The organism is Levyella massiliensis (genome assembly GCF_000308275.2).
GTDB lineage: Bacteria > Bacillota > Clostridia > Tissierellales > Peptoniphilaceae > Murdochiella > Murdochiella massiliensis_A.
Window position 1 is genome coordinate 412,230 of sequence record NZ_HG529491.1, and the last position, 13,585, is coordinate 425,814.

Below are 13,585 nucleotides of genomic sequence, written 5' to 3' on the forward strand. Positions count from 1 at the left end.
CGTCATTCTTTATGTCCAATCGCGTGAAAGGAGGCAATATGTATCGCAAAGAGGCTCTCAGCTATTGTCTTTCCGTCCTTTTCGTATTCACAGCCATGGCTTTGCATTTTCTGGACGCTTTTCACGGGATTTCATTTTCTGTGCATGTTCTTATTTTCTGTTCGTATGGCTTTATCATTTTCTTATGGCGACGGAATATGGAAAATCGCCTGTTGCGCAGGTCTTCGATTCGCCTTTTTCAGTGCATCAGCGTGCTGCTCATGGGTTACTTGGCATTACGGACAGTAAAGTACGAAATCTTGTTGGAGAATCCTTTGGCGAAGGCGTATATACGCTATGGCTACTATTGTTTCACGCTCAATATTGTCCATCTCGTCTTTATTACTTCCTTGTTGATTTCGAAGTCGGAGCATGAACACATCAACAAGTGTTGGAATCTGTTGTGGATTCCGACAGAACTTCTTGTTTTGCTGATCTTGACGAACAAGTTTCACGGCCTTGCGTTTTCGCTGACCGACAGAGGCGCGCACCAGTACGGCCCGGTATTTTATTTAGTACTTCTTTACATCTTGTTATTAGCGATTGCCACCATTATCCATACACTCATTCCGTCATTTGAAACAAAACAGTTTCGACCAATTGTGCTGCCGATGGGGGTTCTCTGTTTGTGGATGCTCTATACATTGCTCTATGTTTGCGATTGGAAGCCATTTTATCCCGTCCGCCTGTTTGTCAGGAGCGCGGAATTTAACATTCTGACAGTCATTTTATTCATCGAAGCGTTAGTGTTTATGCGGCTCTTGCCTTCCAACAGAGGGTATGAACGCTTTTTAAAAATGTCTGCACTCAATATTGGAATTATGAATGCGAAAGGGGAGATAGTTATTGCCCCAAATAAAGGCCCTGCCGTCCGTCGCGATCTGCTCATGGAGACGAAGGAACATCCGGTATCCCTGGATACCAATACGCTTTTGGAAAGCGCTGAAATTCAGGGAGGAAGATCGTTCTGGCTTGTGGACTTAACCGATTTTAACGTCTTAAAAGCTCGCCTCTTTGCCTTGAACGAGGATATGATGAGCGAAAATGATCTTCTTGACGCGGATAATAAATTAAAGGAAAAAATGGCGAAACTCGATGAGCAAAAGCAAATTCGCTTGGCGATTGATGCCAAGCTGAATCCGCAATTTCGGCGTCTGGAAGAGATCATTGCCCATATGCCGGAAGAGGAAAAAGCGTTTGAAGACGCCCTTCTAGACGCCTGCATTTACAACGTGTATATTAAACGCTATTCCAATCTGTTTTTATTGGCCAAAACAAAAGAACAGCTTTCTCTTGCCGAGGTCGGCCTGGCTATTGGCGAATCTTTGAATTACATACGATTGAGAGGTGTTACAACGGTTTTGCATTGGCAGAGCAATGATATTGTGGATCCTGCTGTATGTTTACGAATGTATGCCGTGTTTCAAACCATTCTGGAGCCCCATTTTCCGTTTCTCTCTTCGTTGTCGATTGTGCTGGAACAACAGGGAAAATGCCCGGTTTGGACCGTGACGATGGAGACGACGAAGCATTTTTTCGTCTTGGATCGGGTGGAAGAGACAGAAGACGGTGTCACACTTCACATTGAGGAGAAAAGGGAAGGAACCCATTCATTTTGGCGTATTGCGGTGGAAGGAGGAGAAAATGACCTTGCATAGCATACCACAAGGAAGTCTCGCCCTTCTTTTTGCCCTCTGCCTTTTCCTGCTGATGCTAAGCATTCAAATTGTAGTCGAAATGGTGGATACGCGCTCCAATGCTCCGGTTGTACTCGCCAGTCTCCTCCTCTTTTTTGCATGCTTATTGGCAGCGCAGGTTTTAGCGGAAATCGGGAGCGATAGAATGCGACTTGGCAGGTGGTTTTTACCGCTTTCCGTCCAATATCTCATCGCCAGCCTTGTTGTTCTTTTCCTGCTGGAAATGCTTTTTATCCGATGGATTCGGAAGAGACAAAAGAAAGAGATCGGAGAAAACTCGATCAAGGAAAGCCTGGACAATCTGCCGGATGGCGTGTGTTTTTCGCGATTGGATGGAACCCCCCTATTGGTCAATCGCACCATGCAGGAGATCAGCTATGCCGTGTTTGGAAAGTGGTTGGTCAATGACGTTGCCTGCGCTGAAGCAATACGAGCCAATAGAATTAAGCCTCGAGCGACGATCCTGCAACGTGACCCTTTAGTCATTCGAAGCAATCAGAAAACTTGGCTGATTCAGGTGATTTTTCATGGCGACATAAAGGAAACCTTGGCTTATGACATTACGCTAAAGTGGGCGCTATATGAGGAGATAAAAAAGAAAAATATCGAAATTCAACAGCGAAACGCGCACCTGAAGAGTTATCAGAAACGGGTCAGTGAATATACGAGGCAAAAGGAAATTCTCCAGGCAAAAATCCATATCCATGACAAAATTGGTCAATCCTTAATCTATTTCAAACACTATTTAGAAAAGAAGGAGAAAACCAAAGAAGATCGAGATCGCCTGCTTCAACTGTGGAAAGAAAGTCTGTTGGTGCTGGAGGAAGAATCGGATCCGCCCAAAGTCGATTCGGCATGGGAAAAACTGGTGTCTACCGCGCGAGCAATTGGGGTAGAGATTCATTTGAACGGCACGTTGCCTACAGAAAAAAAGGAGCTCTCCGTTTTTGTGGATATTGTACATGAGGCGTTGAATAATGCGATCCGCCATGGAGCGGCCAATAACCTTGATATTACGCTCGAAGAAGAGGATCGGATGGTTCGCTGCACCATTCGAAATGACGGGACTCCTCCTGATGGACCCATCCGCGAAAAGGGCGGATTAAAAAACATTCGTGAACGTATCACGCTCTATGGCGGCGAGATGTCCATTTCTACGACACCGTATTTTACACTGGCTCTGTCCTGGTCGAAAGGGGAAACCAATGACCTATAAAGTTATGATCGTCGATGACCAATTCGTATCGCGCGAGCTCTTTACCCTGTATATCCGGCAATCGCCAAAATATGAAGTGGTCTATTCGATTGATACGGCAATGTTTGCAGACACGTATGTGTTGAAAAGTCCCATTGATCTGGTCATCATGGACATTCTCATGCAAGATGGTTCCAATGGTCTCGACGCAGCCGAAAAAATAAAACAGTTACGGCCGGACATAAAGATTATTGCTGTGACTAGCATGCCCGAGGTGTCGTGGATGGAACGGGCAAAGAAAATCGGCATTGACAGTTTTTGGTATAAAGAGGTGTCGGAAAAAACCATCCTGGAGATTATGGATCGCACGTTAGCCGGGGAATCCATATATCCGTCGGAAACACCAGAGGTTCAGTTGGGCCTGACGAAATCGACGGACCTTACTTCGCGTGAAATTGAGGTGCTGCGCCTTCTTACCACGGGTGCCGGAAACGAGGAGATTGCTGAGAAATTGTACATTTCTCCGAATACGGTGAAAACCCATATTAAACATCTCTTGGAAAAAACGGGATTTTCCAGTCGCACGCAACTAGCCATTCAATCACGTATCACGGGCTTTGTGATCGAAGACGAATAAGATTTGGTGCGTCGGCATCTTTCTTGATACATAAAAAAGACGTGGCCGGGGAAAGTTTATTCCCCGGCGTCTTTTCGATCCATTTCTTCTAAGCGTTTCTGATTTTGGATGGCTTCCTCCAGAACGCCTTTTTCCATTGCTTTTTTGAGCTTCGCGTCCTTTGTCAAATCCAGCTTATTGCCTTTCAAATCTTCGCTGTTTTCGCCCAAAATGCGAGCGTAATTCAGGCCGTATTTACTCTCCAGAAAATCATCCACCTGGAGGAGATTGGATATCTCATGCTTCGTTTCCTTTTCGTAGTGGTGGCGTTGATTGGAATTGCGATAGCGCAGATACATCGTGTAATAGAACACAAGGCCCGACAGCAGAAGAAGCCATGCATATCCGCGGTATTCCTGAATATCCGTGTTACGGAAGACATCCATCATCGCAACGATATTCAGGAGAAAAGCCAACAGGGCGCCGCCGATTTCCACGAGGAAGGAAGTGAGTAACAGCTTCTGAAAGTTGATGGGGACGCTTCCCATGGTTTCTTTGGTGCGAGCATTGACGGCGACATAGTGCAATTGATGTTTTTTGCCTTTGGTTTGCATATAGCTGTAGAGCCAGATCGGCAAATAGGCGGCTTTCCAGGAATCGCCCTTGACTTCATAGTCTTCATGGTCCCAGCAGACGCCACGATCATATTGTTCGAGACTATCCTGTGCGGCAAGCCTTGCCACGTCGGAGCTTTGTGCATCAATCACTTCTTTTAACGTTCCGATATTGGTATCACGTTTTTCAGACGTATAACCTTTAAGGTAGTTGGAATTAAAAGTGACACAATTATCAGTATCAAAGGGCATCACCGCATTGATGATGTTCGTGGTCTTCTCCTTGGAGGAGTAATCCAGTTTATCGCTGCTGGATTCAATGGAGAGATCGTCCACAGAAATATCGAACTCGCGTTCCACGTGATAGACGTCGGCATCATATTCCATGTGTTTATGATCGTCGTCTCCGACTTCTCGACAGGCGGTTTGAATTTCTCCTTTGCCCGAAAGATGCATATGCGCATTTACATCCACCAGCATATAGGGCATGTACACGCCGCAGATGTTTTCTGTCGTAAATTCCTTCGTAAATTGAGGATGGGCAAAAAATTTTCGCTTCTGCACAAAGGTATTGATCTTTTCCTGCGCTTCTTCTTTGGAGACAGAAAACGGCAGGATGACATCCGGAACGGCGCCGTTGGGAATTTGATTGTTCAGAGATAGCGTGTTGCGACACCAGTGGCATCGCGCCTGCGTGGATGTTTTCGTGTCGATGACGACTTCCGCGCCGCAACTCTCACATTTCAGGGTGATGATGTCCTGGCTGTTTTCATCAATATCCTGTGCGCCGCTTCGCAAAGACGTACCTTCCAACGTGCGGATGTCCGGGTCTTCCGAAGCAAGCTCCAGCTCGAATTCATGACGACAGAAATTACAGCGCAGCTTTCCCGTTTTGGTATTGGTTTCAATATCCGTGGAACCACATTTCGGACATTTCACCTGTCCGTCTTTTTGCATGGTCGGGGTGTTTATGATTTTAACTTCATTATTTTCCGCATTCATAAACCACCTCTCTTTACAGACCCAAGAGGTCGGACTTCATTTTGTTGAATTCTTCTTCGGTGATGACGCCGGCATCCAAGAGCTTCTTCATCTTAATCAGCTTTTCGGTCGGATCTTCCGGACTTTGGCCTGACGGAGATGGCGCATTCTGCTGCGGTTGTGTCTGCTGTTGCGAGGGAGCCTGTTGCCCTTGGCCTTGGTTCATTTGTGCAGCGCCAAAATTGGGCTGATAGGTGCTTGGCGTATTGGGCTGTTGCGTGCCGGACATCATGTTTCCGGTTGCGTTCATGCCCATGCCCATGAAGGCCATATTGGCTCCGCCACCGTTTTCACCTGCGGATTGCAATCCTCTTGCCGCAGCCTGTTGGAAAAAGGCATTGCCACGGCTGCCGGACAGGGCATCCGCCTTCTTGACATCGGACATGAGTTTTTTGGTGTCTTCGTCATATTCAATCGCAAGGATTGCCGTCTTTACAATGACAAGGCCTCGATCTGTCTTCCATTGGAAACCTTCTTCAACGGCAAGGGAGAGCGATTGGGCAAAACCGATCTGGTCGCCTTGAATTTTGCTCATGCGATTGCCACGACTTGGGTCATTGGTATAGTTCGAGAAGGCGGCGGAAAGGCTTCCCACCACTTCATTAAACAGCTGGGATGCCGCGTCGTTATCCATATCCGAAAAATCGAATACCGGTGCGTCGGCCAACAAATATTTCTGCGGAACGAAATTTTTGACGAAAAGAAGCGGATCGACAATTTTTAAGGTGTAGGTGCCGCGCGTGACCGCACCGACCTGGGTGCCAAAGAAGGCGTCATCCCAATAAATCTCGCCTTGTGTACCAAAGCGATTATTCGGAATTTCTTTCAGGTTCACGTAAAAGGCCAGCTGCTGTGAGCCGACCTGGCCGCCGAATTTAATTTTTTCCCATGTCGATTGAATCAGAGAAGCAACGGGACCGTCGCCGGCAAAAATACTTTGGGAATTGACATCGTCCGAGCGGAAGATAAATCCGCCGGCTTCGGCAATGATGCCGGTGATTTGTCCATCCTGCATGGTGATGAGCGCCGTTCCTTCGGGAACGATGATTTTACTGCCGTTGCTGATGATGTTGGCGTTGCCCTTTGTGTTTTCGCCGCGTCCCTGATTGGTGCCCTGTGGTTTTGCGGGGAAAATCGCTGCCGTTGCCGGAATGGAGCCATCCGGAAGGTAAAAGTCCAACCATTGATCGGCGAAGGTACCGCCCAAAGCGCCTGTGAAAGCCTTAATAAACCCCATATGCATCCTCCTTTTTGCTACGTGAAACGTACGTTGAATGGAAAGACATATCCATTGGTAGCTTCATGATAGGAGGTTTATTGTGTTTCCACATCCTCTAAACGGGTGATTTTATGTACGGGACTTCAGGCTTTTGGTGTATTTTTTTGTTCCTCCTGTTCGAGAATCGCAATGCAACGAAGAAGCTGTTTTTGGGAATGCACGCCGAGTTTGCTGTAAATATTGCGGTTATGAAAGCGCACGGTGGATTCTTTTAAATCCGCTTCTTTCATAATTTCTTTGACGCCTTTTCCATCCATGTAGAGCTGAAGAATTTCTTTTTCTCTTTTGGTTAACAACTTGAAACCAATTTTAAAGTTTTCATAGTCGTCCGGATCAATTTCATTTTTGCGGGAATACGACAGGCGTTCAATTTTCTGTGTAATTTTATCGTACTCTTCCTGCATTTCATGAAGTGCTTTTTCAGCATGCTGTTTTTCCTGCTCCATGTTTTCAAGCAGCGCCTCATTGGCACGATTTTCTTCATCCAAAAACACGAAAAGATCATCGATTTCGGTAATGGATGAGTCGGTTGCCATATAGGTTTTCTGCTGTATCTTTTGAATGCTTTTTTTCAGCGGAATGAGATAGGCCGTGCTGAAATAAATACAAAGTGCGGCCGCCAACAGCAAAACTATTAAAATTAACGAAACCACGCGAAACATATTTTGCAAGGCAAGATAGTCGTAGTCCTGTTTCGGAATGAGAACGTGCAGCGAAAAATCGGCATTTTTTGGGAAAATCGTGATTTCCTTCGTTGCGCCGATATATGCAGTCGACGCCGTGTTTTCGTATAGAGAGAGACCTTGTCCGAAGGCCTTCTTTGTAAAGGTGCCTAAAGGTGCCGAATAATATCCACTGGTGATGCCGGCATTGAAACAATCCTTCGCATCGGTAAATTGTCGATTGCCTTTGCTGAGACAAAAAGTGGCGCGGTTCAGAGGCGAGGGTTGTGCAAAGGTCTGCTTAAAATAGCTTTGATTCACTTCCAAACCACAGATTCCATAAACTTCTCCATGCGAGCCGAGCAAAGGAACCACCATTAACATGGCTTTTTCGGATGTACCCGGTAAGGTAAAAATGTCGGTGGTACAAAAATTCGTGGTCAAGGGCGCTATAGCATGTTGTAAAAGATCGGTATAGTTCGGAAATAAATCGGTATCAAATTCCAGCCGCCATTTTCTATGCGGCATATAGCCCTTTTTTCTACCAATAGAGGAGAAGCCGCGATAGAGAAGAACATTATGATCCGAGGCATCCAGCGTCCCTCGCTGGAGATAGAGCCCGGTACGGGAAGAATCCGCATGATTACTTTTCGTGTCTACCGTTGCCTGCAGCATCAGAAAGGCACCGGTACAATTCGCCTCAAAGAGTTTATGGCGAAGCGGATCAATCAGTCGTTTCTGGATGTCCATGAGACGCTCTTGGGAGTGATTCAGATCATCAATTGCAAGGTGATTTTCCGCAAGGTAATTTTCCACGATACCGCCGGATTCCCTCGAGAGAAGAATGCTCATTGTTGCTAAGCCTCGGTAATAAGAGGTTGTTTCGCGCGCAAAGATATCCAATTGAAAGTCAAGATTCCTAACCATTCGTTGCTTGGTGTCGGTATAGCCTAAAACAAAATGCATGCCCACAAAAAACAGACCCAACAGCAGCATGGAAAGAACCAGCATGGTCAAGAAAAGTCGACGCTGCAAGCTGTGCTTGCGTAGATTCAGTGAAGATAAATTGACCATCGTATGCCTCAATTACCGGATGGCGCAGAACAACGCCCAGATTTCTTCCGCTCGTTTTTGTGCTTCTTCTTCCGTGTGAATTTTTCCGGCAAGTCCCGCTTGTTTCTTTCTCAATGCATCATAAAACACATGCACATTGTCGAAGTACTGGACATTGGTGGACTCATGAACCGCCCTTGCCGTTTTGTTCACCGTTTCCAATGAATGATAGAGATTTTCGTATCCCTTGGAGCGGAACGTATGATCTTTGATYTTAGCAAACGCGTCTTTTCGAACAGGCATATAGCCGGTTTCCACACAGAAGTTCAGGTTGCGGTCTGCTTCCGTCAGCCATTTGGCGAAAACGGTGGCCGCTTCGGCTTTCTGCTCGGTCGTTTTCCGCGCACAGAGCCCCACACCGGCTTGTGTTACCAGAAATTCTTTCCCTGCCGCTTTCGGTAGGGGAAGCACCTGCAAATCCATGGGCTCCGACTTGCCGTCCGGATAGGTAATGGCATCGTTGTAATACAGGATGGATGCGGTTGAGCCGATTCCGGCAATGACTTCACCGGTCATGACCTGCGTATTGGAGTACAGATCGGAAACCACAATGTGACCTTTGGAAAGCGCACGGGCAAAAGGCATGAACGATGCTTTGAATTGGGCATTGTTGGGATCGTATCAGCCCTCATCGGTATAGAAATTGCTTGCCCCCTTTTCCATCGCATCCAGATCTACGCAGCGAAGCAGATAATCCAAGGCACAAAAAGGTTTTCCACCGGACCACGTGTAATATTTTTCGGCAACGTCAAAAAAGCCTTCCCAGGTAGACAAATCTTCTTTGCGAACGCCGGTCGCGGCGGAAAATCGTGCAAAGGGCGCACCGGCCAGATAGAGCATAAACGTTGATTTGGAGACTGGCAATATGGACAATCTTTCGCCGATGATCCCATCTTCAACAAAAGCGGGAACGAATTGATTTAGTTCTTCTTCGGGGAATTGTTTTTTCCAATCCAGTAAGGTATCGGCACCCAGCTTTTCGGCATTGGTGAGATGACAAAAAAATAAGTCAGGCATCTCGGGAACACCCGGAGCGTTCGCTTGTGCTTGCAGGAGTTTATCGCCGATTACGGTGGCATTGGATAGGAGCGTGACATTCACGAGAATGCCTTTGTCCCGACCGGTCGTCTGATTAAATTCTTCGACCAAGCGATTCATCGGCGAATCCACCTGTTCGCCGTAAACGTGCCACATGGTTAAGGTAACCGGGTGTTGCGGATCTAATGCCGTGTTTTTTGCGCAACCGGTAAAGACCAGTAGCAATAGTAACAGGAAGAACGGCAAGAACGAGTACGATTTTTTCATTGGGACCTCCTATGCGATATGTTGCCATTGAAAACCTATCGGTTTTGCCGTCAAAACGACGAAATCATAAAAATAAAAAATAATATTTTCGTCATTTCCTATTGATCTGAGCAATATTGACGGTTTCAAAATTTTGCCAATTTGTATTCTGTTAGTAGAAGAGCAACTTAGGAGAGAGAAAAGTTACTCTTAAGGCCACAATCGGAGGGCGATGCTTCCATAACCGGAGAGGATCCGTACATAAGAATTCTGTTTTCGCCGGCAACAAACAGAGTCCGTCCTCTTTCGAAGCAAATGTATCATGCCGTATGAATTTCGTCAATTCGCCCAATGGCAGAAACAATCGACCTCTAGCAATGAACAAAAGGAAGAATAACAAAACGAAAGGAGAAGTATATGGAAAACAATAACAATGGGATCAAAATGTTAAAGATAAGCAGTATTTTGTTGATCATCGGTGGAGCGATTGCCACCATTTTGGGCATCGTTTCCCTTCTCGGCGTCGGTGCACTCCATGCCGTATTCGGCGGGGAGATCCCTCTGGGCTTACTGTATGCGGTTGCCGGATTAGCCCTGGCAAGCGGTGTTATTAGCTTGATCGCCGGCATTATCGGCGTAAGCGCCTGCAAAAAACCGGAAAAATCCGGTACATGCATCATTTTAGGCGTGCTTGTTGTCATACTCACGATTGTTGGTCAAATCCTCAATATGAAGGCAGGAAATCAGTTTGACTTCATCTCCATTATTATCGGCTTAATCTTGCCGGTGGCGTATATCGTCGGCGCGAGCCAAGTGAAGAAGATGTCGCTTAGCAAGTAAAAAAGATACATAACTGGCGAAGGAGGCACACAATGAAAAAGAATCGGAAAATGATTAAATCTACAGTGGCCATGTTGCTCGTTTTCGCTCTTTTCCTTCCGCTTTTCGTCGGCTGTGGAAAAGGGAAGAAAGATCAAACCGATAGTGGGTCGGCGGCAGCGCCGACCGAAAGTAAGGCTTCAGAGGCGCAAGAAAATACGGAAGAAAAAGGAAAAGAACCGAAGAGCAATGCCGGCGGCGCAAAGGTTACGGCAGTCAATAAAAAGTACACTCTGGATGGCAATGTTTTTGAGCTGGCTTCGTATTGCCTGATAAAGGATATTGCGGGAGATACTAACTTTGTCATGACTTGGAAATTTACCAACAATGAGAAAGAAGCACTCTCGTCATTATTCCTTTTCTTCTATCATTTCAAGCAGGGCGAAGAGGAATTGGTTGACACGGGCAGTATTAATTACGGTGGAAAAGACGATATCACTACGCTGAGCGATTTTGAATTTAAAAAAGTCGAACCGGGGAAGACGGGGACCTTCTTCCTCTGCTATAAGATCAAAGACATGAAGACACCCGTCAAGGCGATCATCAGCGGTTTAACAGAAAACGATAGATTTGAGTTCGACATGCCCATTGAAGGCCTGGAGCCTGTTACCGTAGATGCTCTGGACATTCCAAAATAAACGATCGCGATGCTGACCGTTTTACGAAGCGCGAAATTCGCGCAGAACGAAAGAACCACCCTCATTGACTAGAAATGAGGGTGGTTCTTTTTTCTCTAAACGGATAAGAAGTATCGAATCCGTGACGATTATTCCAGCGCCGCTTCGACTTTTGCGATGCAGGCAGAAATCTTCGCATCCAGATCTTTTAACGCCTCGTCCATTTCGTGAAGCTTCTCAGCCACGTAGGCTTCATCTTTGATCGAACCTAAGTTGATCTTGACGTTGTAGAAGGCCACGATGACGGCGGCGCGCAGGCAATGCAATCCGGCACCAACATCCGTGATGGCGTTCTGGTTACCGCGGACGATCAGCGGTTCGGCATACTTGATGAGCTCCATGGCCTGAATGCCGGTGGTGAAAGGCACATTCGCCGCATTCTTGTATTCTTTTTGAATCGCTGCACTACGAGCGGCTTTTTCTTCAGCCGTTTCTTTCGGCATTTTGAATGCTGCCATTACGCCATTGAACGAATTAGCATCACGATCAATCGCATCGATGAAGAATTTCTCGTATTCCTTCAGTTCCGGGATATATCCTGCCATCTCGTCCTTAGCATCTGCGTATTTCTTATTCGCAATGGTCAGTTCACAGACCATGGCAAATAATCCGGCAGTCTGCGCAGCCGAGAGAGCAGCAATGGAGCCGCCGCCAGGAGCGGCAGAATCCGAAGCCAATTCTTCAATAAAACCGGTAACGGTTAAATCCTTTAACATAGTTTCTCCTTTTTCTGTCGTAGCCGATGCGGACAAATGCCTCGGTGGTTTTCTCGCTTTCCGCCGAGGCAGACGCCGCAGACGTTATCGATTCGTTTAGAACAGACCCTTCATGTTGCCCAGTTCGTCAACATCCATCTTTTCGGCAGCCGGTACTTTCGGCAGACCCGGCATAACCATGATGTTACCGGTTTCGCAAACGACGAATCCGGCGCCGTTCGATACGCGAACGTTCTGAACCGTAATTTCGAATCCTTCCGGAGCGCCAACGGCGTTCTTGTCATCCGAGAAGGAGAACTGTGTCTTAGCCATGCAGATCGGCATCTTATCCAAGCCCAACTTCTCGAGGGTCTTGATCTGCTTCTTGGCAGCAGCCGTGATGGTGACTTTTGCACCGCCGTAGTAATCCTTAACGATGGTGTTCAATTTCTCGGGGATGGAGGCTTCCGTATCATAGAGATAATGGAAATCATTCTTCTCATCGGCAGCTTTAACCACTTTTTCGGCCAAGTCTTTCATGCCTTCGCCGCCCTTTGCCCAGCCATCAGCCAGGGAGAGTTCAACACCGTGCTCGTTGCACAGCTCAGTCAGGGCCTTAATTTCAGCTTCCGTATCAAAGGCAAAGCGGTTGATAGCAACAACGACCGGCAGACCAAAGCCCTTCATGTTCTTAATGTGGCGTGCCAAGTTGGCAAAACCGGCCTTCAAAGCTTCCACATTCTCTTCCTTCAGTTCCTTTTTGTCCATGCCGCCGTGCATCTTCAGCGCACGGATCGTAGCAACGATGACAACCGCATCCGGTTTCAGGCCGCCCAAACGGCATTTGATATCAAAGAACTTCTCAGCACCCAAGTCAGCACCGAAGCCTGCCTCCGTGACGAGGTAATCGGACATTTTCAGGCCCAACTTCGTAGCAATGAGGGAGTTGCAGCCGTGTGCGATATTCGCGAACGGACCGCCGTGGATCAGAGCCGGCGTATGCTCAAGCGTCTGTACCAGGTTCGGCTTGATCGCATCGGAGAGCAACATTGCCATAGCACCCTGGGCATTCAGATCACCAGCCGTTACCGGGTTGCCTTCTTTGTTGTAAGCCACGATCATTCTGGCCAGACGAGCCTTCAGATCTTCCAGACCGGAAGCCAAGCACAGAGCAGCCATAACTTCGGAAGCCACGGTGATCATGAAATGATCTTCACGCGGCACACCGGCAGCTTTGCCGCCCAAACCGATGACAACATTGCGCAGGGAGCGGTCGTTCATATCCAAAACGCGCTTCCAAACGATGCGGCGTTCATCGATATTCAGTGCATTGCCCTGCTGCAGATGGTTATCAATCAAAGCAGACAGCAGGTTGTTGGCAGCCGTCATGGCGTGCAGGTCGCCGGTGAAATGCAGGTTGATGTCTTCCATCGGAACAACCTGTGCATAACCGCCGCCGGCAGCACCGCCCTTGACACCAAAAACAGGTCCCAAGGAGGGCTCACGCAGAGCAACAACCGATTTCCTACCGATCTTATTCAGACCCATCGTCAAACCGATGGAGCAGGTGGATTTGCCTTCGCCGGCCGGTGTCGGGGTGATAGCCGTCACCAGGATCAGCTTACCGTCTTTATTCTTGGACAGACGCTGAATGGCATCGTGCGAAATCTTGGCTTTATATTTTCCGTACAGTTCCAGATCGTCTTCTTCCAGACCTACGGTCTTGGCAACTTCGACGATTGGCTTCATTTCGACAGAATTTGCAATTTCAATATCCGTTTTTACTTCGGCCAT

At 47.3% G+C, this 13,585-nt stretch carries 12 protein-coding genes; 5 read left to right on the forward strand and 7 right to left on the reverse strand.

The features are described 5' to 3' along the window. The first annotated feature begins 38 nt into the window (after nt 1–38). Genes BN98_RS06800 through BN98_RS06810 form a run of 3 tightly spaced genes read left to right on the forward strand, consistent with a single transcriptional unit; the run spans nt 39 to nt 3,568 of the window. Nucleotides 39–1,697, forward strand: a complete 1,659-nt coding sequence (locus tag BN98_RS06800; RefSeq protein WP_019190715.1) for a hypothetical protein — start codon at nt 39–41, stop codon at nt 1,695–1,697. Beyond that, nucleotides 1,684–2,952, forward strand: coding sequence for a sensor histidine kinase (locus BN98_RS06805; RefSeq protein ID WP_019190716.1), 1,269 nt, complete (start codon nt 1,684–1,686; stop codon nt 2,950–2,952). The genes BN98_RS06800 and BN98_RS06805 overlap by 14 nt, the downstream gene beginning before the upstream one ends. Next, nucleotides 2,942–3,568, forward strand: a complete 627-nt coding sequence (locus BN98_RS06810) for a response regulator transcription factor (protein ID WP_019190717.1) — start codon at nt 2,942–2,944, stop codon at nt 3,566–3,568. The genes BN98_RS06805 and BN98_RS06810 overlap by 11 nt, the downstream gene beginning before the upstream one ends. A gap of 56 nt (nt 3,569–3,624) precedes the next feature. Here the strand turns inward: BN98_RS06810 and BN98_RS06815 are convergent, their stop codons facing one another. From BN98_RS06815 to BN98_RS08030, 5 genes are all read right to left on the reverse strand, one after another. Then, complete coding sequence (locus tag BN98_RS06815) at nt 3,625–5,163, reverse strand: TFIIB-type zinc ribbon-containing protein (protein ID WP_019190718.1); 1,539 nt, start codon at nt 5,161–5,163, stop codon at nt 3,625–3,627. 13 nt (nt 5,164–5,176) lie between these two features. Next, on the reverse strand, nt 5,177–6,439 hold the full coding sequence (locus BN98_RS06820) for an SHOCT domain-containing protein (protein WP_019190719.1): 1,263 nt from the start codon (nt 6,437–6,439) through the stop codon (nt 5,177–5,179). Nucleotides 6,440–6,564: 125 nt separating this feature from the next. Further along, entirely contained in the window at nt 6,565–8,217 is a 1,653-nt protein-coding gene (locus BN98_RS06825) for a response regulator transcription factor (protein ID WP_019190720.1), read from the reverse strand. Nucleotides 8,218–8,229: 12 nt separating this feature from the next. Then, entirely contained in the window at nt 8,230–8,841 is a 612-nt protein-coding gene (locus BN98_RS08025; RefSeq protein ID WP_019190721.1) for an extracellular solute-binding protein, read from the reverse strand. 36 nt (nt 8,842–8,877) lie between these two features. Next, entirely contained in the window at nt 8,878–9,561 is a 684-nt protein-coding gene (locus tag BN98_RS08030) for a type 2 periplasmic-binding domain-containing protein (RefSeq protein WP_019190722.1), read from the reverse strand. 396 nt (nt 9,562–9,957) lie between these two features. Here BN98_RS08030 and BN98_RS06835 point away from each other — a divergent pair, with 396 nt between their 5' ends. Together BN98_RS06835 and BN98_RS06840 are read left to right on the forward strand one after the other, a co-directional pair. After that, complete coding sequence (locus tag BN98_RS06835; RefSeq protein ID WP_019190723.1) at nt 9,958–10,380, forward strand: hypothetical protein; 423 nt, start codon at nt 9,958–9,960, stop codon at nt 10,378–10,380. 32 nt (nt 10,381–10,412) lie between these two features. Then, nucleotides 10,413–11,057, forward strand: a complete 645-nt coding sequence (locus BN98_RS06840) for a DUF5067 domain-containing protein (RefSeq protein WP_019190724.1) — start codon at nt 10,413–10,415, stop codon at nt 11,055–11,057. 128 nt (nt 11,058–11,185) lie between these two features. On the opposite strand, the gene BN98_RS06845 is transcribed toward BN98_RS06840, so the two are convergent. Beyond that, the gene (locus tag BN98_RS06845; protein WP_019190725.1) at nt 11,186–11,812 is read right to left on the reverse strand and encodes a cyclodeaminase/cyclohydrolase family protein; all 627 of its coding nucleotides are present in this window, start codon (nt 11,810–11,812) and stop codon (nt 11,186–11,188) included. 96 nt (nt 11,813–11,908) lie between these two features. Next, complete coding sequence (locus BN98_RS06850) at nt 11,909–13,585, reverse strand: formate--tetrahydrofolate ligase (protein WP_019190726.1); 1,677 nt, start codon at nt 13,583–13,585, stop codon at nt 11,909–11,911.